This is a genomic window from Paractinoplanes polyasparticus, from assembly GCF_019710575.1.
GTDB lineage: Bacteria > Actinomycetota > Actinomycetes > Mycobacteriales > Micromonosporaceae > Actinoplanes > Actinoplanes polyasparticus.
Genome location: NZ_JAHWFK010000005.1, coordinates 26,153 through 46,580 on the forward strand (window position 1 = coordinate 26,153; position 20,428 = coordinate 46,580).

Sequence of the window (20,428 nt, forward strand, 5' to 3'; positions counted from 1 at the left end):
TCGATACTGTTCCACGTCGATATCCGGTGTGGATGACTTCGCGCCCGCTGACGTGGGGAGGGCCGGCTGTGCCGCTGGGGAAGCAGGCGCCACCCGATCCGGCGGCGGCGCGAGGGCTGGACGATCTCGCCGACGGGTTGCGGCGGTTGAAGGCATGGGCCGGGGATCCCTCGTACGAGACGATCAAGGAGCGGGTGAACACCGGTGGGGGCGAGCCGGTGTCCCGATCGACGGTCGCGTACTGCTTTCAGCCGGGGCGGCGGCGGTTCGACACCGGTCTGGTGCTTGCGGTGGTTCGGGCACTACATGCCGACGAGGCATACGTGGGCCGGTGGCGCTGGGCGCTGCGGTCGGTGAGCGGCGAGATCGAGGCCGTGTCGCAGGTGCGGGCGCACGACAAGCTGCCGCCGGATCTGATGGGCTTCACCGGGCGCGACCACGAGCTCGACCGGCTGCACGACGCCCTGGAGCAGGCGACCGGCAGCGCCGGCCCCGTCGTCATCTCGGCCATCGAGGGGATGGCCGGGGTCGGCAAGACGCAGCTGGCCATCCACGCCGGGCACCAGCTGCACCGGCGGCAGCCGTTCGAGCGGGTGCTGTTCGTCAACCTGCGGGGGTTCGATCCCGACCCGGCCCAGCCGCCGGCCGATCCGGCTGCGGTGCTCGACGGGTTCCTGCGCCTGCTCGGCCAGTCCGGCCAGGTGCCGCACGGTCTGGAGGCCCGCACCGCCGCCTACCGGGAACGGCTCATCGGCGTACGGGCCCTGGTGGTGCTCGACAACGCCGCCACCGTGGAGCAGGTCCGGCCGCTGCTGCCGGCCACCCCGGGCTGCCTGACCGTGGTGACCAGCCGGCGCAGCCTGACCGGTCTGGACTCGGCCATCCACCTGGCGGTCGACGTGTTCACCCCGGACGAGGCGCTGGCCTTCCTCGCCCACGCCGTGCCGGGGGTGCCGGTCGGCGCGGATCCCGGCGCGGCGGCCCGCATCGCCCACCGGTGCGGCTACCTGCCGCTGGCCCTGGGCCTGGTCGCCGGGCACATCGCCGGCACCCCGGACTGGACGCTGACCGACCACGCCGAACGCCTCGACGAGCGCCACCGCCTGCGGCGGCTCGACTCCGGCGTCGAACTGGCCCTCGACCTGTCGTACCAGCATCTGCCGGCCGACCGCCGACGCCTGTTGCGGCTGCTCGCGTTGCATCCGGGGCAGGACTTCGACCCGTACGCCACCGCCGCCCTGACCGGCACCGATGTGGACACCGCACGGGTCAGTCTGCGCCACCTGCGTCAGGACCACCTGTTGCAGCCGGCCGGCGAGGAGCGCTACACGTTCCACGACCTCGTCCGTGCGTACAGCGCTGTCATGGCGGCCGAGGAGGAACGCCCGGCGGAACGCCGCGACGCGCTGACGCAGCTGTTCGACCACTACCTGGCCACCGCGGCGGCCGCCATGGACGTCCTGTACTCGGCCGAGACCTACCTGCGGCCGCGGATCGACCGGGACGGTCACCACGTGCCCGACCTGAGCGACCCCGACGACGCCCGGAGGTGGCTGGACACCGAGCGCCCGACCCTGATCGCGGTCGCGGCCTTCACGGCGGCCAACGGCTGGGAGTCGCACACGACGCGGATGTCGCGGGTCCTGTTCCGCTACTTCGACGGCGGGCACCACACCGACGGGCTGACCGTGCACGGCCACGCCCTGCAGGCGGCGAGCCGCAGCGGCGACGCTGCCGGACGCGCACACGCCCTGACCGACCTCGGGGTCACCCACATCCACCTCGGCCGCAACGACGCCGCCCGCGACCACCTGCACCGCGCCGCCGAGCTGTTCGGGCAGCTCGGCGACCTGGCCGGTCTCGCCCGTACGCAGAACAACCTGGGCATGGCCGCGGAGAGCTCCGGCGACTTCCCGGCCGCCACCGGCCACTACCAGCAGGCCCGGGATCTGCACCGGCAGGTGGGCAACCGGACCGGCGAGGCGGGAACGCTCCGCAACCTCGGCAACGTGGCGGGGCAGTCGGGCCGCTACGACGCCGCCACCGAGCATTTCACGCAGGCCCTGGCACTGACCCGGCAGATCGGCCACCGCGTCGGCGAGGCGGGCGCGTTGAACGGCCTGGGCGAGGTCGACATGCGCTCCGGCCGCTACGAGCAGGCCCAGGATCACCTGGAACAGTGCCTGGCCCTGTTCCGCCGGCTCGGCAACCGCCTCGGGGAGGCCGACACCTTGGAAAGCCTCGGCCGGCTGCACACCCGGCTCGGCCGCCCGGAACAGGCCGAGGAGTGCTATCAGCGGGTGCTGACCATCTGCCGCGAGAGCGGCTACCGGCTGGGCGAGGCGGGCGCCCTGAACGGCCTGGGCGAGGCGGCCCACGCCACCGGCCGCCGCGCCGCCGCCGTCGAGCTGCACACCGCGGCCGGGGCGGTCGCCGTTGCGGCGGGCGCGCTCGACCAGAGCGCCCGCGCCCACGCCGGCCTCGGCCACGCCCACCGGGCCCTGGGCGACCCGGCCCGGGCCCGCGAGCACTACGAGCAGGCGCTGGCTGTGTTCACCGGCCTCGGCATGCCGGAGGCCGACGAGATCCGGGCGCACCTGGGCTGACCGCCCACCCGGTCAGCGGCCGGGACGCTCCCGGCGGACCGTCGGACGGCGGCCGCGGATGGTCGCCTGGGACAGCGCCTTGATGACGCGTTCGGCGGCCGAGTCGGGCACCTCGACCAGCGAGAAGCGGTCGGTGATCTGGATCGCGCCGATGTCGCGGGCGGGCAGCCCGGACTCGCCGGCGATGGCGCCGACCAGGTCTTGCGGGCGCAGGCCGACGCGGCGGCCGAGGCCGACGAACAGGCGGGTCACCCCGGAGTCGGTGGGCCGCTGCCGGGTCTCCTTGTCGCGGCGGGCCGGGGCGGGCGACGGGATCTCCGGCTCGTCGACGTCGCCGCCGGCCGCCTCGTGCAGCAGCTTCACCGCGGCCAGGGCGACGTTCTCGATGTCGTAGTCGTCGGTCAGCGAGTCGATCACCACGCGGAAACGCTCGAGGCCGTCGTCCTCGAGGGCGGCCTGCAACGAGGCGCGCGTCAGCTCGAGCCGGCGCGCGCGCAGGTCGGTCACCGTGGGCAGCCGCTCGATCGGGATCCGGCGGCCGATCAGGCGCTCGATGGCCTTGAGCATGCGCTGCTCACGCGGTTCGGCCAGGGTGATCGCGACGCCCTCGCGCCCGGCCCGGCCGACCCGGCCGATCCGGTGCACGTACGCCTCGGGCGCGGACGGCACGTTGAAGTTGATCACGTGGGTGAGCTGTTCGACGTCGAGCCCGCGGGCGGCGACGTCGGTGGCCACGAGCAGTTCGGTGCTGCCGCCGCGCAGCCGGCCCATCACCCGGTCACGCTGGTCCTGGCTCATCCCGCCGTGCAGCGCCTCGGCCCGGTAACCACGCCCGTTGAGCGCCTCGGTGACCTGGTCGACCTCTTCGCGGGTACGGCAGAAGACGATCGCCGCCGTGGGCGCCTCGACGTCGAGGATCCGGCCGAGCGCGGCCGCCTTGTGCGGACGGCCCACGATGTACGCGCTCTGACGCACCAGCGGCATCTCGCCCGGCGCCGAGTCCTCCCGGCCCATCCGGATCCGGACCGGCTCGCGCAGGTGGCGGCGGGCGATGGCGTCGATCCGCGGCGGCATGGTGGCCGAGAACAGCACGGTCTGCCGTTCGTCCGGGGTCTCGGCCAGGATCGCCTCGATGTCCTCGGCGAAGCCCATGTCGAGCATCTCGTCGGCCTCGTCGAGCACCACGGTCCGCACGTCGCTCAGGTCGAGGGTGCCGCGGCTGATGTGGTCGAGCACGCGGCCGGGCGTGCCCACCACGACCTGCACCCCGCGCTGCAGCGCCTGCAGCTGCCGTCCGATCGGCTGGCCACCGTAGACCGGCAGCACGCGGACGTTCAGCTCGCGCCCGTACCGGTGGACCGCCTGCGAGACCTGCTCGGCCAGCTCACGGGTCGGCACGAGGGCAAGCGCCTGCGGCCCGGCCGTCCGGTCGGCGGTGAGCGACTGCAGGATCGGCAGGGCGAACGCCGCGGTCTTGCCGGTGCCGGTGGCGGCCTGCCCCACCAGATCGTGCCCGGCCAGCACGGGCGGGATCGCCTCACGCTGAATCGGGGTGGGCTCTTCATAGCCGAGGCTCAGGAGCGCGCGCAGCAGCTCCGGTCGAAGCCCCAATCCCGCGAAGCCAACCTCGGACTCGACCAGGTCTTCGTCCATGACCAGCAGTTTACGAGCCGCCCCATTCGCGTCGTCCCGCGAGGTCTCCGGCGTGACACCTTGACCGGTCCGACGGTCGCCGATTTCTCGCTCAAGCACGGCTTCTGCCTGCCGATGGACGAGATGACCAGCACAGGACCGGCAAGAAGGGCACGCCCCATGCAACCGTCTCCCCCGCCGCCGTGGATGGTGCAGTACAACCCGCAGGCGCCGGCCGCGCGTGCCCGGAATGTTCCACGGAAGGCCCTCGTCGTCGGTGTGATCGCCGTCGGGGCGTTACTGGGCGCCGGCACGGCGGGGGTCAACGCGTACGCCAAGCACCAGGTCTGCGCGGCGCTCGAGGGCGACTCCTCGCTGACCGGATCGGCCGGTTCCGAGGCTCCCACCGAGGCCCAGTTCACGCAGGTCCGCAAGGGCGCCGACCAGATGCGCGGCTATGCACGCATGCTGGTCATCGACGGCGACCTGCGCTCCGCGGTCAACGGTCTCGCCGACGACGCCGACCAGCTCGTCGACGTGCTCGCCACCACCGGCACCGGATCGGTCGACCGGATCGCGGGCGGCGGTGGCATGACCGAGTTGCTGACCATCGCCGGTTCGGTGAACAGCCACGCCCGCGCCGCTCAGCGCGCCTGCGACCTGCCGGTGACCGGCATCTTCAGGCATTGACCATCGACGCCCTCCGCCGACCGGGAGGTCGGACGGCGGAAACGGCTGCTGTTGATTCGTGGGGGCCGCGAACCTAGCCTCCGAGGTATGCCCGGAGTGGGGTTTCGGCTCGATGCGGCGGTCGCCGACGTGTACGGCGACCTGCGGCTGGCGCCTGTGCTGCGGCGGCTGCTGCGGCACAGCGGGCGGCTGACCGGCTCCGCGGCGGGCAGCATCTCGCTGGTCGACGCGGCCCGCGGGCAGTACGTGAAGGCGGCCGAGATCGGGGCGCGGTGCCGGCTCGGGCAGCGGTTCCCCCTCGACGAAGGCGCGACCGGGCGGGCGTTCGACCGGCGGCGGCCGGTGGTCATCCCCGACTACGGGCGGCTGCGCGCGGGGCATCTGGCCGGCACCGATCCGGCCAGCCGGGGCGCGGCGGTAGCCGTGCCCATCTGGTGGCGGGGCGACGTCATCGCGGTCGACGTGGTGTTCGCGCCGGATGCCGGCGACTTCAGCGCGGGCGCGGTCGACGACCTGGAAGCGCTGGCCCAGACGGCGGCGGCCGCGATCGTCGTGTCGGGGCGGCACGACCCGTCGCTGGCCGCTCTGATCGCCCGGCGGGTGCCCGCCACGGTCACCGAGGCCGGCGCCGTGCGGCCCGTCTCGCCTGCGGTCGCCCGCATCGCCACCGACCTGGTCGCCGCTGCGGCGCGCGCCGCCGGGCACGGGTCGCAGCGAGTTGCGCTGGTCTACGGCGAGGACGGTCTGCGGCTGCTGGTGCAGCAGGAGGGCGGCCTGCGCGCCGACGGGGAGCTGCGCCGCGAGGGCGTCACGGTCGAGGAGGTGCCGGGCTGGGGTGTGCTGGTGCGCGCCGAATTCCCGTACGCGCTGGAACCGCCGCCCTTCTCGCCGCGCGAGGCCGAGGTGCTGGCCCTGCTGCGGGAGGGGCTGACCGACCGCGAGATCGCCGCGCGCCTGGTGGTCTCGCCCAAGACGGTCGAGAAGCACGTCGCCGCCGTCCTGCGGAAAACCGGAACGACCCGGCGGACGGCAGCTGTGGTTCACGCCCTCGACAACGGGTGGATTCCCCCATACCGGTGACCGGCGCCACCGGCTTGACTGAGGCCCGTGCCCATCGTCGCGCTGAAGGACATCCTGGACCGTGCGCTCGCCGAGCGGTACGGGGTCGCCGCCATCAACATCATCAACGACCTCACCATCGAGGCGGTCGTCGCGGCCGCCGCCGAGGAACGGGCGCCGGTCATCCTGCAGACCTCGGTCAAGACCGTCCGGCAGTACGGCCGGCGGCAGCTCCACGACATCGTCGAGGCGCTGGTCCGCGAGGCTGACGTGCCGGTCACGCTGCATCTCGACCACTGTCCCGACCGTACGGTGATCTCGGACTGCCTCGACGGCGGCTGGAACTCCGTGCTGTTCGACGCGCACGAGCTCGACGTCGCCGAGAACCTGCGGCAGACCACCGAGGTGGTGGCCGAGGCCCGCAAGACCGGCGCCCACGTCGAGGGCGAGATCGAGGGCATCCAGGGCGTCGAGGACGACGTCGGCTCCGACGACGCGCCACGGGTGCAGAGCCTCGAGGTCGCGGTCGACTTCATCGAGCGTACGGGGGTCGACTGCTTCGCACCGGCCATCGGCAACGCCCACGGCCAATACCGGCAGGCGCCCGTGCTGGACGCCCGGCGGATCACCGACCTGGTCGCGGCGACCGGCGTCCCGATGGCGCTGCACGGCGGCACCGGGCTCTCCGACGACCAGTTCACCGACCTGATCGCCCGCGGCTGCGCCAAGGTGAACATCTCCACCGCGCTCAAAGAGACGTTCATGAAGTCCGGCCTGGAATTCCTGCGCGAGACGGCCGAGCGCGACAAGTGGGACCCGCCGTCACTGTTCCGGCACCAGCGGACGGCGGTGCTGGAAATGGCCCGGCGGCACATTCGGCTGTTCGGCGGATCGGGGCGGGCCTGGTGACCGCGCTGATCTTCGACTGTGACGGGGTTCTGGCCGACACCGAGCGCTACGGGCACCTGCCCGCTTTCAACGCCACCTTCGAGCAGTTCGGGCTGCCGGTGCGGTGGAGCGAGCAGGAGTACGGCCGGAAGCTGCGGATCGGCGGCGGCAAGGAACGAATGGCCAGCCTGTTCGACGACCCGGCGTTCGCCGCCGCGGCCGGCCCGGGTGATCGTACGGAAAAGCTTCTGGCCTGGCACAAGGCCAAGACGGCGGCGTTCAAGCAGCTGGTGGCGGACGGGAAGGTCCCGGCCCGGCCCGGCATCAAGCGGATCGTCACGGACGCGCTCGAGGCCGGCTGGACCGTCGCCGTCGCCTCCACCTCGGCCGAGGAGTCCGTGCGGGCGGTGCTGGCGAACGCGGTCGGTCCGGCGGCGGCCGAGATCCCAGTCTTCGCCGGCGACGTGGTGCCGGCCAAGAAACCCGACCCGGCCATCTACCAGCTGACCGTGCGGAACCTCGGCCTGAACCCGGCCGAAACGCTGGTCGTCGAGGATTCGCGCAACGGCCTGCTGGCCGCCACCCGGGCCGGGCTGACCTGCGTGGTCACGGTCAACGACTACACCCGCGACGAGCAGTTCGACGAGGCGGTCCTGGTCGTCCCGGAACTGGGCGACCCCGGCCGTCCCCCGGTCGAGGTGCTGGCCAACCGGGGCGCGGCGCGGCCCGGGGCCTATCTCACGCTCGACGACCTGCGCGCCTGTCTGGGAGGGCCGGCATGACGATGCGGCAGACCGAGTTCGTCGTCCGGGTGATCGCCGAGACGGCCATCGAGAACGAGAAGTACTTCGGCGACCTGGACTCGGTGGTCGGCGACGGCGACTTCGGCTATTCGCTGGCCCGCGGCTTCGAGAAGCTGCTCGAGGGCTGGGACGGCCTTGACCGCACCGACCCGGGAACGTTCCTCAAGAAGTGCGGCATCGTGATCACGTCACGCATCGGCGGCACGTCCGGCCCGATCTGGGGCACCGGATTCCTGCGGGCCGGCGCGGCCGCCGGGGACGCGGCCGAGCTGACCGCCGTGCAGGTGGTCGCGATGCTCCGGGCGGCCATCGAGGGCATCAAGGCGCGCGGGCAGTCCGACGTCGGCGACAAGACGCTGCTCGACGCGCTGGTCCCGATGACCGACGCGCTGGCCTCCGGGGGCCTTCCGGCGGCGGCCGTCGCGGTGCGGGAGGCGGCCGACGCCACCGCGGAGATGGTCGCCAAGCGCGGCCGGGCGGCGTACACGGGCGAGCGCAGCCGCGGCTCGGTCGACGCCGGCGCCATGGCGGTGGCGGTGCTTGTCGAACGGATCAGCGAGACCTGGCCCAAGCAAGGAGACGCATCGTGAAGAAGTTCGTCAACGACCCCAAGAACTACGTGGCCGAGATGCTCGAGGGCGTCGCGCTGGCCAACCCCGGCGCCCTGCGCTACGTTCCCGCCTACAACCTGATCATGCGGTCCGACGCCCCGAACGACAACAAGGTGTCCATCGTGCAGGGCTCCGGCTCCGGGCACGAGCCGGCCCACGTGATGGAGGTGGGCAAGGGCATGCTCGACGCGGCCTGTCCCGGTGACGTGTTCGCCGCCCCGCCGATGGATTACGTCTACGAGACGGCGAAGCTGCTGTCCTCCCCCAAGGGCGTGCTGCTGCTGGTCAACAACTACACCGGCGACCGGATGGCGTTCGACATGGGCAAGGAGATGGCCGAGGCCGACGGCGTCCGGGCCGAGATCCTCACCGTCAACGACGACGTCGCGGTGCAGGACTCCACCTACACCGTGGGCCGGCGCGGCGTGGCCGGCAACTTCTTCGTCATCAAGGCCGTGGGCGCCGCCGCCGAGCAGGGCGCCGAGCTCGACGAGGTGATCCGGGTCGGGAAGAAGGTCAACGACGTCACCCGGACGATGGGGGTCGCGCTCACCGCCTGCACCCCGCCGGCCAAGGGCTCACCCCTGTTCGAGCTGGGCGCCGACGAGATGGAGTTCGGCGTCGGCATCCACGGCGAACCGGGCCGCGAACGCCGCAAGTTGAAGGACGCCGACGCGATCGTCGACGACCTGCTCGAGGCCGTGGTCACCGACCTGCCGTACGACCGGGGCGACCGCGTGGCCCTGATGATCAACGGCCTCGGCGGCACCCCGCTCAGTGAGCTCTACATCCTCTTCCGCCGCGCCCACCAGCGGCTGGCCGACCGGGGCATCACCGTGGGCCGCAGCTACGTGAACGAATACTGCACGTCGCTCGACATGGCCGGCGCCTCGCTGACCCTGGTCCGCCTGGACGACGAGATCGAAGGGCTGCTGGCCGCGCCGGCCGAGGCCGCCGTCCGCGTCTTCTAGACACCTATAGGGTTTCGTGCATGTCTGTGCCGCACGATCTCGACACGCTCCCGGACCCGTCCACGGCCGGGGACATCGACGAGCTGGCCGAGCGGCTGCGCCGGCTGAAGGTGTGGGCGGGCGACCCCTCGTACGACAAGATCAAGAGCCGGGTCAATGCGACCTGGACCGCCGAGGGGCGGCCCGCCGGGGAGCTGACGATCAAGTCGACCGTCGCCAACTGCTTCCTGCCGGGCCGCCGCCGCCTGAACACCGACCTCGTCCTGGCCGTGGTGCGGGCGCTGTGTCCCGACACCGGCTACGTGGCCCAGTGGCGCCAGGCGCTCCGGGTGCTCGCGGGTGAGGCCGAGGCGGTCTCGCAGGCCCGGGTGCAGGACAAGTTGCCCCAGGATCTGGTCGGATTCACCGGCCGCGAGGACGAGCTGGCCGAAGCCCTGCGCGCCGCCACGGGATCCGTCGTCATCACCGCGATCGAGGGCATGGCCGGCGTCGGCAAGACCCAGCTCGCCGTCCACGCCGGACACCGGCTGCTCCGGGACGACGCGTACGACCAGGTGCTGTTCGTCAACCTGCGCGGCTTCCACCCCGACCCCGCGCAGCCGCCGGCCGACCCGGCCGCCGTGCTCGACGGCTTCCTCCGCCTGCTGGGCCTGCCCGGACACCAGGTGCCGCACGGTCTGGACGCCCGCACGGCGGCCTACCGCGAGCGGCTGGCCGGCCGCCGGGCCCTGGTGGTGCTGGACAACGCCGCCACCGCCGAGCAGGTGCGGCCCCTGCTGGCCGAGCGGCCCGGCTGCCTCACCCTGATCACCAGCCGGCGCAGCCTGCTCGACCTGCCGTCCGCCGGCCGCATCGCGGTCGACGTGTTCACCCCCGACGAGGCGGTCGCCTTCCTGGCCGGCGCCCTGCCCGAGGCGCCGGTGGGCCCGGATCCCACCGCCCTGGAACGGATCGCCCGCCGCTGCGGCCACCTGCCGCTGGCCCTGAGCCTGATCGCCGGGCACATCCGGGCCACCCCGAGCTGGACCCTCACCGACCACGCCGACCGGCTCGACGAACGCCACGACGAGCGGCGCCTCGACTCCGGCGTCGAACTCGCCCTCCGGCTGTCCTATCAGCACCTGCCGGCCGACCGCCGGCAGCTCCTGCGGCTCGCCTCGCTGCACCCCGGCCAGGATTTCGACGCGTACGCCGCGGCCGCGCTGGCCGGCTCCGACCTGCCCACCGCCGAGGCGTCACTGGCCCATCTGTGCCGCGACCACCTGCTGCAGGAGACGGCGCCCGGCCGGTACACCTTCCACGACCTGGTACGCGCCTACGCCGACGCCCGCGCCCGCGACGAGGACCCGCCGGCGGCCCGCCGCGCCGCCCTGACCCGGCTCTTCGACCACTATCTGGCCACCACCGCGGCAGCCATCAACGCCCTGCACCCGTCCGAGGCCCACCTGCACCCCACGATCGAGCCGTCCGGCAGCCCCGTCCCCGACGTGACCAGCCCCGGCGCGCCCGTGGCCTGGCTCGACGCGGAACGGCACACGCTGGTCGCGGTGGCCGTGCACACCGCGACCCACGGCTGGCCCAGCCACACGACCCGGTTGTCCGGCGTGCTGTTCCGTTACCTGATCGGCGGAGGCCACCACAGCGAGGCGCTCACCGCGTACACCAACGCCCATCACGCCGCCCTCGGCAGCGCGGACCTTGCCGGGCAGGCGGCCGCCCTGACCAACCTCGGCATCTCGTACCTCTACGCCGAGCAGTACGACCTGGCCGCCGACCACCTGCGGCGGTCCCTGGAGCTCTGGCGCCGGATCGGCCATCCCCGCAGCCAGGGCCGCGCGCTGTTCAGCCTGGCCGCCATCGAGGAACGGGCGAGCCGCTTCCAGTCCTCCGTCGACCTGCTGCGGGAATGCCTGGCCTGCTACCGCGAGGCCGGCGACGAGACCAACGTGACCACGACCCTGGGCAGCCTGGCCGTCGCGCTCGACCGGCTGGGCCGCATCGACGAGGCGATGGAGGCCGGCCTGCAGGCGCTGGCCCAGGCCCGCAAGGTCGGGCACGAGCACGGCGAGGGTTACGCCCTGGACGTGGTGGCCAACATCGAGATGCGGGCGGGCCGGTACGAGCCGGCCCGCGACCACCTCGAGCGGTGCCTGGTGCTGCGACGCCGGCTCCACAACCGCCTCGGCGAGGGCAGCGCGCTGGACAGCCTCGGCATGCTGCACACCCGTCGGGGTTCCCTCGACGAGGCGGCCGGCTGTTTCGACCGGGCGCTGGCGCTCTTCCGCGAGATCGGCAGCCAGGAGGGCCAGTGTTTTTCCCTCAACGGCCTCGGCGAGGTGGCCCTCGCGGCCGGCCGGCCCGCCGAGGCCCTCACCCGCCACAGGGAGGCCCACGCCATCGCCGTCACCATCGAGAACCGCTACCAGCAGGCCCGCGCGGTGACCGGACTGGGTCACGCCCACCGGGCGTTGGGCGACGAGGCCGAGGCACTGCTCCATTTCAAGCAGGCCCTTGCCCTGTACGAGGATCTGGGCGTGCCCGAGGCCGAGCAGGTGCGCGCCACCTTGGGCGAGGACACCATCTGAACAGTCGGACAGGCGTCACGCAGAGGGCGGGACAGGATGTTCTTGTTGAACCCTTCTCAGACCGCCGCGCGTGGAACGGAATCTGGCACCCGGCTCGGTTGGCACAGAGTCACCGCGACCGGCTGACGGGTTCACTTGTGTTCTTTGTCTCGTCGCGCGGCGATGTCAGCTTCCAGTCGCCGTGCGGCTCGGCGTCGCCCGAGCTTGCGGAGCGACCGGGCCAGATGTTCGGCCGACCTGATGGTGTCGGGGTGATCGCGGCCGAGAATTCTCTCGAAGTCAGCGAGGGTCTGGCTGTGCAGCTTCCTCGCCTCCGCGAAGCGCCCGAGCGCGTGCAGGTCCAGGGCGACGTTCATGGCGGAGCTGAGGGTGTCCGGATGATCTCGTCCTAGGATTCGGCGGTACCCCGAGTACGTTTGTCGATGCAGCTCATGGGCGGCTTCTCGTTCGCCCAGGTCCCGCAGCGTGCTCGCCAGCTCGCTGGACGAGACGAAGAATCCTTCGTAGTCGTCCCCGAAAACGTCCCGTCGTCTCTTGAGGATGTCCTCGTGCATCTCGCGGGCGATCTCCAGATGTCCGAGCCGGTGCAAGTCCTGTGCGAGGTTGCAGGCCGAGGTGAGTGTGCGCCGGTCGTTCTCACCAAAGATGCGCCGGAAACGTCGATGGGCATCCTCGTCGTACCGTCGCGCCCGCACGTAGTCCCCGCTGATGCGCGACAGTTGCCCCAGATGGTTGGTGCAATGCAGGACCGCTTCGTCGTCCGGGCCGAATCTCGGTGTCCAGGCGGCCAACCATTGCAGAGCAAGGGATTCGGCAATCCGGGTATCTCCGCGGACCAGGAAATACCAAATCATGTCGGTCGCGAGAATCCGGAGGTTCGCGTCGGGCGAGTCTTGCGGACTCTGGGCGAGGATGTGCGGTGCCAGCATCGCCCATTCGGACCACCTACGAGGATCGCGACCGTCGTCCGGCCGCGCTTTGGAGAGCAGATTGGCAATCAGCCGTCTAGCGGCGACGTGGTCGTCCGCATGGCTGCCACCGCGCTGAATGGCCTGCACCAGACGGTGTAGTTGCAGCGTGTCGCCGTCCACCTTGCCAAGGCCGTACCTTGACAACTTCCCGAGCAGGCGACGCTGTCCCAGGGGCGTCTGCAAAGACTCTCGCAGTTCTGCCGGCAGGCTCGGGTCCGGGGTAAAGACCGCCACGGGGATCGGTTCCGGGCCGAACCAGCAGCACAAATGAAACAGCTGGACCGCAGCGATGTCGTCAGCCAGCAGACGATCGCGGGATATGTGCAACGTAGCCGCCAACGGCACCGGGTAGGACGGCGACGGCGACTCGCCCATCAGGATGTGCGCCCGTTCGGCCAGCTCCGCGAGGTAGGTCTCGGCCGGAATCCCGGTCTCGGCGAGCATTCCGCCCGCTTGCGCGATTGCCAGGGGCAGGTCGCCGAGCATGTCGGCCATCCGGTCCGCCGCCGTGGCGGAGAGCGCCGGCACCTGCCTCCTGAGCAAGGCCGTCGACTCGGCCCGGGCGAAGACGTCGACGGGCACCGGAGCCGCGACCTGACTCCATGCCGGATTACGCGAGGTGATGATCGTGTGGCCCGGGCCGGCCGGAACCGCAGGCCACAACGCACCAGGGCCCTCCGCGTTGTCGAAGACCACCAGCCAGCGGCCATGACGTCGCAGATAGGCACGGGCTTCTCGCTCGGCATCGCCAGCATCACTATCGTCGCTGACCAGTCCCAGAGCTGCCGCCAGTGCGCCGAACTGCTCACCGAGAAGCTCGGTCTGCTCAGCGGCGATCCACCACACCAGGTCGTAGTCGGCGACATACCGGTGTGCGTACTCGGCCGCAAGCTGCGTCTTGCCGACACCGCCCCAACCGTGCAGCGCCATGACGACTGCGGCACCGTCGGACGCCAGACGTGTTCTTAGATGGGCCAGGATCGCCTCGCGTCCGACGAAGGAGATATTCCGGCCGGGGACGTTCCACAGTGACGGCAGCGATCCCGGCTCCCGAGCAGGCTCCTGCGTGGCCGTCACGGGCGGGGTCGCGGGTTCTCCGGCCTTCCGAGCCGAAAGCACCGTGACGATCACGGCCAGCAGTCCGGCCAGCCAGCTCCCCCTCTCCAGCCAGTGCCACACCGGCGAGTTGGAAGCGGCGAGGCCATCAGCTAGGCCCCGTCGCACCAGCAGCGTCACACCGGCGGCCACGAGGACCACGACAGCGACAATCGTCACGACGCGACTACCCCGACGGGACCACTTAAACATCACATCGTAATTGTGGCAGCACATATCGTGACACTGGAAGGTGTGCAGCAGGCCTCCGGGCCGAGCAGGCGAGTTGTCACAGCGTAGATAGCGCCTACGAATGAGCGTGGAGTGGAATGCATGAACGACTCAGCCCATGTCGGCCGGAACCTGCACGCAGCAGATCATCTACCAGCGCCCGGGTGCTCCCCGCCGAAGCAGAGATTACGTGCGCGGATGACCTGCCGGCGAGAGAACCGGCCTCAACGGTTCCGGCCGATGAGAGTGCGCGCGCGACGGCTGGCGGTGAGCCGTCGCGACGCGTGGCGCACGTCGAGGAGCCCGACGCACGCTTGTAGCCGATGAGCGTGCTGTGATCATGCATCGCTGACCGAAAGAGGCAGTCGACCAGCCTGGAAAGGTTGAGCGGACACCAGGGTTCACGAGTCGCTCAGCGGATGGCTACCGCCGCCGGCGCGGCCGCAGCAGGAAGCGGATGGTCAGCAGGGCTGCCCCGAAGAGCACCCCGATGGCCGACACGGCCGCGGCCGCTACCTCCGCGATGGCCATCGAGGGTGTCCGGGCCGAAACCAGCGTGACGATCGCCGCCCGAACGATCGGGCGGTACATGAAGGACGGTCCGCCACCGAGAGCACCACGCCGCCCGGCTCGGTATCGAGCAGTACTTCGGGCTGCAACTGCACCAGGACGGTCGCGGCCGGTTCACCGGCGAGGTCCTCGACAACACGGGCGTGGCGGCCGAGAAGCGCAACGTCGCGCGTGCCATCAGGCTGTCCGGCCGCGTCGCGGTACTCGCCGTAGGCGACTCCGAGTCAGATCTTCCGCTCTGGGAGTCAGCCCCGAACAAGATCGTGGTTGGCGCTCGTGAGCCGCAACGGGACTGGCCCGGCGACCGCACGCTGCGGGTGGATCCGGGCGATTCGCGGTGGGAAGGGATCCGAGAGTGGCTGGACGCCAAAGTTGAGGCCGTGGGCGTGCGAGACCTGCCACTCTGAGATCGGCAGGGAGCCGATCGCGAACTCATGGGGAGGGTCGAACGCCACGCACATGACCGGCCGGAGCGGATCGCCGACCACATCGAGGGTCAGCGGATGTGGACAAAAGCACCGCTTGACTGGGGTGACGCGCACAGAACCCGACGGTGCCGGCTGTTCCGTTATATGAGTATTGCGGCATGAAGTGTCGATCTCCTTGGGGCATGCTGCTGGCCGTCGCGGTCGTGGCGGCCTCCCCCACCCCGGCCCGAGCCGACGATCCCGGCCCTGTCTTCGGTGTCATCGCCTCGACGCAGGGCTCTCCGCCCGACACACCGGAGGAGCACATCCGGCAGTACGACCGGCACCGCGCCAACTACGGCGGCCCGATCGGGATCCGCATCTTCTCCGGTGGCCCGCCCCCGCTGCCCACCGACAACAACCGGCCCGGTCGTCTGCTGGCGTGGGCCGCGAACGACCATCCGGAAGAGACGATCACCGTTTCGCACAAGACCCGGGACGACGCGCGCCTGCGGCGGCTGCTCGACTGGGCGCACGCCCGCAAGCTCCGGCTCTCGATCATCTATCGGCACGAGGCGCAGCCGGACTGGTTCGAGTACGGCCAGCAGGGCGCCCGGCCCGACGTCTACCGCGCGACTTACCGCGCCTACAAGGCGGTCATCCAGGCCCACCCCGGTCACCGGCGGGTGACCCTCGAGAAGAACCTGATGTGGTTCTGGCAGTACCACCACGTCAAGACCAAGCCGGAAAGCGACTGGCGCCGGTACGTCGAGCGGAACGACCCCGCCGACGTGCTGTCGTGGGACACCTACTCGTTCCCCGGCATGCCGACCAGGCAGGGCCACTACGCCACCCCGCACGACTTCTTCCAGTACGCCCGCGACGCCTGGAAAGAGTTCGGACTGCCGTGGGGTGTCGGCGAGATCGGCACCATCGTCCAGGACGGCGAGGGCAAGGGCGTCGAGCGGGCCTGGGACCCCGACGGCACGCGCTTCACCGCGTGGGTCGGGCGGATCGCCCGGGCCGCCCGCAACCCGGCCACGATCGACGCCGGCTACGCCGGGATGCCGCCGGCGCTGTTCGTCAAGTGGTGGGGCGCGCTGGACGCCGACGACCAGGATCTGAGCCTGGAGCAGGTGCCCGCCGCGGCCGCCGTGTACCGCGGCCTGATGCGCCGCCGACCTTGATGGCGAGTGATCGGGCCTCGTGCGGCGGATGGTCCGGCGAACCCGGGAAGCGGCCAGGACGGGGGTGCTCGGCGGATCCGGGTGGATGAATCAGTCGTACGAAATGACAAGCGCGAGGCGAGACGGCCTGGACCGTCTCACCTCGCCTCGCTTCGTGTTCATCAGTCAGTTGTCGACGAGCTGCCAACTTTGGCCGGGGTCGGTGGCCGAGCAGGTCTGCTGAGTCAGGATGACGCCGGCCGTCTTGGAGCCGTCGGCGATGTCCAGGCACTTGCCGGTCGTCTTGTTGCGCAGGCGGGTCCAGCCGGCCGGGTCGGCGTCGATGGTCCACTGCTGCTCGCCGTGGGTGTTGTCGCCGCACGTCCACTGCAGGGAGCGCTGGCCCTCGGTGCTCGTGCCGCCGCCGATGGCCAGGCAGAAGCCGCTGCGGTCGTTGCGGATCTGGGCGTAGCCGCCGGCCTTCGCGGTGAGGTGGAACTCGGCGTGGTTGGCGTCGTTGCAGGTGGCCTGGACCAGTCCGGCGCCGTTGGTCAGGACGCCGTTGTTGCTCGCGCAGAGCTTGCTGTGCTGGTTGATCAGGCGCGTGCCCACGTTGCGGGTCGTGACCTTCCACTGCTGCTCGCGGTTGCCGGCGCCGCGGCACGGCCACTGGATCGCGATCTTGCCGGCCGTGGTCGAGGCGGCGCCCATGGCCAGGCATTGCTTGCTGTTGACGTTCTGCAGTGCGACGTAGCCGGTGCCGTCGGGGACCATGGCCCAGGTCTGCTCGAGGTGGGTGTCGCCGGCGCACGGCCACTGCAGCACTTCGGCGCCTTCCTCGGTCGAGCCGCCGCCGATGGCCAGGCACTGACCGCTGTGGTCGTTGCGGATCTCGTACGCCCCGCTCGGCCGCTGCCGCAGCCGCCAGTCCTGCTCGGTGCCGCCCTGGCAGCCCCACTGGATCGCGCGGGCCGCGTTCTCGGTCGATCCGGCGTTGATGGCCAGGCACAGGTTGCTGTTGTCGTTCAGGATCGTGCTGACCTGGCGCTCGGGAAGGTACCGGCCGAACCAGGACCCGAGGTCGTCGACCCGGGTCTGTGAGCCGCCGCGGGCCGCGTCCTGGTCGGCGCCGAGGCAGCCGCCCTGACCGTCGGCGGCATGGGTGATCGCCACGAGCTGCACGGTGGCGCCGGACTCGCGCAGGCCGGGACCGCCGGCGTCGCCCTTGCACGGCCCCACCTGGGCCGAGTCGGTCGCGGTGAGCGCCAGCGTGGCCGGAGCCACGGCGCCGACGGTGAACGTGCCGAGATGCGGCCGGTCCGGAACCCAGTCGGACGCCGTACGCCCGAAGCCCGCGACCGTCAGCACCTCGCCGTCGGCCGGGGCCGTCGTGGCCAGGGCGACCGGAGCCACGTCGTTGACGGCCACGGCGAGCCGGACGAGGGCGACGTCGCGGTCCGGGTGCGGCACGACGCGGACCACGGACACGGTCTGGCCGCCGGCCGCCTGCGACAGGTTGGACCAGCCGATCAGGGCCGTCGTCTTCTGGCTGGGCGGCCCGTCGGCCACGGCCTGGCCGGACGGCCGGAAACAGGCCTTGGCGGTGACGACCCAGCGCGGCGCGACCAGGACGGCCGAGCAACTGGTGCTGCCCGCGACGCCCGGCGTCCCGAACTGGACCTTGGAGACAACCTTGTAGGCCTCCGCGGCGGGCACCGCCTCGGCCGCCGGCGACGGGCCGACGACCAGCAGCCCGACCGACGCGGCGACCAGAGCCGCCGCGGCCGCCTTCCGCTTGCGGACAGAGTTCCAGGCAGACAATGCAGACATGATGTGGTTCCCCCGTGTTCCGGGGACGCCGCCGCGACAGCGGCCCGGCGTCCCACGCCGACAACCAGACCCATGGATGACCGAGAAGTCACGTCCATCGATCTGACCGAGGTCACCTTACACAGCGCCCCATCGCCGTGGCGCCCGCCCGCCTACCAGGTCGCGTCGAGACCGTGACTGCGTTCCTGATGGTCGTCGAGCGCCTCGGCGAAGGCGACCCAATCGCCCCGCTGAGCGTGCCCGAGCAGATTCCGGTGCGCGGCGATCGCCTGCTGCGGCTCGCGGAAGATGCGGTCGGCGCTGCGCAGGATCGACAGGTACTGCCTGTCCTGCAGCCGGTCGTAGATCGAGAGCATCATGCTGTTCGCCGCGAGCTCGACAAAGGCGCGGTGGAACCGCATGGCCAGGACGGCGAACCCCTGGACGTCGCCGCTCAGCAGCGCGCCCTCCTGACGGTCCAGGTTGTCCGCGAGGCGTGCGGCCAGCCCTTCGCGCCGAGCCGGATCGGCCCGCCGGACCCCCGCGGACTCCAGAGCGTGCCTGGTCTCGGCCGATTCCCGCACCTCGTCGGCGGTCAGTTCGCGGACGAGGGCGCCGCGCTGGGCATAGATGGTGACCCACCCCTCGTCCTGGAGACGGGTGAGCGCGGCCCGGACCGGCGTGCGGCTCATCGACAGCGTGGCCGCCAGCTCGTTCTCGCTGAGCATGCTGCCCACGGTGAGGTCGCCGCGCATGATGGCGGCGCGGATGTGCGAGTGCGCGCGATCCGCCGCGCTGGCTCCCTGCTGGGCGAGGCTCACCCGCATATCGTACTGACATCCAACTGGGATACAAGTAGGGTACGAGTCGGCACGCCGCTGTTCCCCGGAAGGAGCACCCATGCCGTCCGCCCCCTCCGCCACGGATCCACCCCTCACCGACGAAGCCCGGCACGCGCTCTACCGCCGCTCGCTGATCGTGGTCGTCGTCTCCCAGGTCTTCGGCGGCGCGGGCCTGGCCGCCGGCGTCACCGTCGGCGCGCTGCTGGCGCAGGACATGCTCGGCAACGACAGCCTGGCCGGGTTGCCGACCGCGCTCTTCACGCTCGGGTCGGCGCTGACCGCATTCGCCGTCGGGCGCCTCACGCAGCGGACCGGCCGCCGGGGCGGGCTGGCCGCCGGGTTCGCCGCCGGTGCGCTGGGCGCGGTCGGGATCGTGACGGCGGCCGTGGCCGACCGGCCGGTGCTGTTGTTCCTGTCGCTGTTCGTCTACGGGGCCGGCACCGCCACCAACCTGCAGGCCCGCTACGCCGGCACCGACCTCGCGCCACCCGGCCGGCGAGCGACCGCGGTGTCGATCGCCCTGGTGTCCACGACGGCCGGAGCGGTCGGCGGGCCGCTGTCGGTCGACCTGCTGGGCGAATTCGCCGTGTCCGTCGGGCTGCCCGCTCTCACCGGTCCGTTCGTCCTGGCCGCGGTCGCGTTCGCGGTGGCCGGGCTGGTCCTGTTCGTCTTCCTGCGGCCCGATCCCTACCTCGTCGCCCAGCGCCTGGCGGGCCCGCCCGCCGTCGCGAGCACGGCCCCGGCCGGGACCGACAAGGGCGTCGTCGTCGGCGCCACCGTCATGGTGCTGACCCAGGTGGCGATGGTCGCGATCATGACCATGACGCCGGTCCACATGCGCCATCACGACCGCGGCCTCGGGCAGATCGGCCTGGTCATCAGCCTGCACATCGCCGCCATGTTCCTGCCCTCGCTGGTGACCGGGCGCCTGGTCGACCGCCTCGGCAGCCGTCCGGTGGCCGTCGCCGCGGCGGTCACCCTGCTCGCCGCCGGCATCGTGGCGGCCGTCGCGCCCGGCGACTCGGTGGCCGGCCTGACAATCGCGTTGATACTGCTCGGGCTGGGCTGGAACTTCGGCCTGATCAGCGGCACCACGTACATCGTCGAATCCACCACACCCGAGACCCGCGCCCGGACCCAGGGCTCGGTCGACGTCCTCATCGCCCTGTCCGGCGCGGGCGGCGGCGCGGCCTCGGCCGTCATCACCGACGCCACCAGCTTCGCCACCCTGTCGCTGGCCGGCGGGCTGCTCGCCCTGCTGCTGATCCCCGTCCTCGTCTGGCAGCGCCGGCCGTCCCATACTGCGACGCCCGGGGCGGCTCCCCGCCCCTAGCGTCGGTCGCAGGCCTGGGAGGACGTTTCCGACGCGACGATCGTGGAGCCGACCGACGTGGTCGTGCGGGTCGACACCACCACGATCTGCGGCACCGACCTGCAGCCGGCCGGCATCACCGACGAGCGGGCCGTCTTCCTGGCCGACGCCCTGCCCACC

General features: G+C 71.7%; 16 protein-coding genes. 11 read left to right on the forward strand and 5 right to left on the reverse strand.

Features of this window, described 5'->3' with window-relative positions; all coding sequences use genetic code 11:
• The first annotated feature begins 32 nt into the window (after positions 1-32).
• Positions 33-2,606 carry a tetratricopeptide repeat protein gene (locus KXC43_RS07575; protein WP_221375244.1) on the forward strand — a complete coding sequence of 858 codons (2,574 nt, stop codon included), beginning with the start codon at positions 33-35 and terminating at the stop codon, positions 2,604-2,606.
• 12 nt (positions 2,607-2,618) lie between these two features.
• Here the strand turns inward: KXC43_RS07575 and KXC43_RS07580 are convergent, their stop codons facing one another.
• Complete coding sequence (locus KXC43_RS07580; protein WP_221375245.1) at positions 2,619-4,259, reverse strand: DEAD/DEAH box helicase; 1,641 nt, start codon at positions 4,257-4,259, stop codon at positions 2,619-2,621.
• Positions 4,260-4,418: 159 nt separating this feature from the next.
• Between KXC43_RS07580 and KXC43_RS07585 the strand changes: the two genes are divergently transcribed.
• From KXC43_RS07585 to KXC43_RS07615, 7 genes are all read left to right on the forward strand, one after another.
• Positions 4,419-4,928 (forward strand): hypothetical protein, encoded by a 510-nt coding sequence (locus KXC43_RS07585; protein WP_221375246.1) that lies wholly within the window; start codon positions 4,419-4,421, stop codon positions 4,926-4,928.
• Positions 4,929-5,015: 87 nt separating this feature from the next.
• Positions 5,016-6,008 (forward strand): LuxR C-terminal-related transcriptional regulator, encoded by a 993-nt coding sequence (locus KXC43_RS07590; RefSeq protein WP_221375247.1) that lies wholly within the window; start codon positions 5,016-5,018, stop codon positions 6,006-6,008.
• Positions 6,009-6,035: 27 nt separating this feature from the next.
• Positions 6,036-6,896, forward strand: a complete 861-nt coding sequence (locus KXC43_RS07595) for a class II fructose-bisphosphate aldolase (protein WP_221375248.1) — start codon at positions 6,036-6,038, stop codon at positions 6,894-6,896.
• Entirely contained in the window at positions 6,893-7,657 is a 765-nt protein-coding gene (locus KXC43_RS07600; RefSeq protein WP_221375249.1) for an HAD-IA family hydrolase, read from the forward strand. The genes KXC43_RS07595 and KXC43_RS07600 overlap by 4 nt, the downstream gene beginning before the upstream one ends.
• Positions 7,654-8,268, forward strand: coding sequence for a dihydroxyacetone kinase subunit DhaL (gene dhaL, locus KXC43_RS07605; RefSeq protein WP_221375250.1), 615 nt, complete (start codon positions 7,654-7,656; stop codon positions 8,266-8,268). Before KXC43_RS07600 ends, dhaL begins: the two co-directional genes overlap by 4 nt.
• Positions 8,265-9,260, forward strand: a complete 996-nt coding sequence (gene dhaK / locus KXC43_RS07610; protein WP_221375251.1) for a dihydroxyacetone kinase subunit DhaK — start codon at positions 8,265-8,267, stop codon at positions 9,258-9,260. Before dhaL ends, dhaK begins: the two co-directional genes overlap by 4 nt.
• Before the next feature lie 20 nt (positions 9,261-9,280).
• On the forward strand, positions 9,281-11,845 hold the full coding sequence (locus KXC43_RS07615; RefSeq protein WP_221375252.1) for a tetratricopeptide repeat protein: 2,565 nt from the start codon (positions 9,281-9,283) through the stop codon (positions 11,843-11,845).
• A 131-nt stretch (positions 11,846-11,976) separates the two neighbouring features.
• On the opposite strand, the gene fxsT is transcribed toward KXC43_RS07615, so the two are convergent.
• Positions 11,977-14,091 (reverse strand): FxSxx-COOH system tetratricopeptide repeat protein, encoded by a 2,115-nt coding sequence (fxsT, locus tag KXC43_RS07620; RefSeq protein ID WP_221375253.1) that lies wholly within the window; start codon positions 14,089-14,091, stop codon positions 11,977-11,979.
• Between the two features lie 474 nt (positions 14,092-14,565).
• Positions 14,566-14,733: a hypothetical protein gene (locus KXC43_RS07625; protein WP_221375254.1), complete on the reverse strand. Its 168-nt coding sequence runs from the start codon at positions 14,731-14,733 to the stop codon at positions 14,566-14,568.
• Positions 14,734-14,855: 122 nt separating this feature from the next.
• On the opposite strand from KXC43_RS07625, the gene KXC43_RS07630 reads away from it, so the two are divergent.
• Both KXC43_RS07630 and KXC43_RS07635 read left to right on the forward strand, forming a co-directional pair.
• Positions 14,856-15,119, forward strand: a complete 264-nt coding sequence (locus KXC43_RS07630) for a hypothetical protein (protein ID WP_221375255.1) — start codon at positions 14,856-14,858, stop codon at positions 15,117-15,119.
• A gap of 203 nt (positions 15,120-15,322) precedes the next feature.
• A complete protein-coding gene (locus tag KXC43_RS07635; RefSeq protein ID WP_221375256.1) occupies positions 15,323-16,306 on the forward strand; it encodes a hypothetical protein in 984 nt (327 codons plus the stop codon).
• Positions 16,307-16,471: 165 nt separating this feature from the next.
• Here KXC43_RS07635 and KXC43_RS07640 read toward each other — a convergent pair whose 3' ends face one another.
• Together KXC43_RS07640 and KXC43_RS07645 are read right to left on the reverse strand one after the other, a co-directional pair.
• Positions 16,472-18,115 carry an RICIN domain-containing protein gene (locus KXC43_RS07640; RefSeq protein ID WP_221375257.1) on the reverse strand — a complete coding sequence of 548 codons (1,644 nt, stop codon included), beginning with the start codon at positions 18,113-18,115 and terminating at the stop codon, positions 16,472-16,474.
• A 152-nt stretch (positions 18,116-18,267) separates the two neighbouring features.
• On the reverse strand, positions 18,268-18,915 hold the full coding sequence (locus tag KXC43_RS07645; RefSeq protein WP_221375258.1) for a GntR family transcriptional regulator: 648 nt from the start codon (positions 18,913-18,915) through the stop codon (positions 18,268-18,270).
• A 79-nt stretch (positions 18,916-18,994) separates the two neighbouring features.
• On the opposite strand from KXC43_RS07645, the gene KXC43_RS07650 reads away from it, so the two are divergent.
• The gene (locus tag KXC43_RS07650; RefSeq protein WP_221375259.1) at positions 18,995-20,269 is read left to right on the forward strand and encodes an MFS transporter; all 1,275 of its coding nucleotides are present in this window, start codon (positions 18,995-18,997) and stop codon (positions 20,267-20,269) included.
• Positions 20,270-20,428 lie beyond the last annotated feature (159 nt).

Bases quoted from the DNA above. Each gene is read 5' to 3' on its own strand.
- KXC43_RS07625 (WP_221375254.1), bottom strand. From the start codon at position 14,733: ATGTACCGCCCGATCGTTCGGGCGGCGATCGTCACGCTGGTTTCGGCC.
- KXC43_RS07640 (WP_221375257.1), bottom strand. From the start codon at position 18,115: ATGTCTGCATTGTCTGCCTGGAACTCTGTCCGCAAGCGGAAGGCGGCC.
- KXC43_RS07585 (WP_221375246.1), top strand. From the start codon at position 4,419: ATGCAACCGTCTCCCCCGCCGCCGTGGATGGTGCAGTACAACCCGCAG.
- KXC43_RS07615 (WP_221375252.1), top strand. From the start codon at position 9,281: ATGTCTGTGCCGCACGATCTCGACACGCTCCCGGACCCGTCCACGGCC.
- KXC43_RS07575 (WP_221375244.1), top strand. From the start codon at position 33: ATGACTTCGCGCCCGCTGACGTGGGGAGGGCCGGCTGTGCCGCTGGGG.
- KXC43_RS07650 (WP_221375259.1), top strand. From the start codon at position 18,995: ATGCCGTCCGCCCCCTCCGCCACGGATCCACCCCTCACCGACGAAGCC.
- KXC43_RS07590 (WP_221375247.1), top strand. From the start codon at position 5,016: ATGCCCGGAGTGGGGTTTCGGCTCGATGCGGCGGTCGCCGACGTGTAC.
- KXC43_RS07580 (WP_221375245.1), bottom strand. From the start codon at position 4,259: ATGGACGAAGACCTGGTCGAGTCCGAGGTTGGCTTCGCGGGATTGGGG.
- KXC43_RS07635 (WP_221375256.1), top strand. From the start codon at position 15,323: ATGCTGCTGGCCGTCGCGGTCGTGGCGGCCTCCCCCACCCCGGCCCGA.
- dhaL (WP_221375250.1), top strand. From the start codon at position 7,654: ATGACGATGCGGCAGACCGAGTTCGTCGTCCGGGTGATCGCCGAGACG.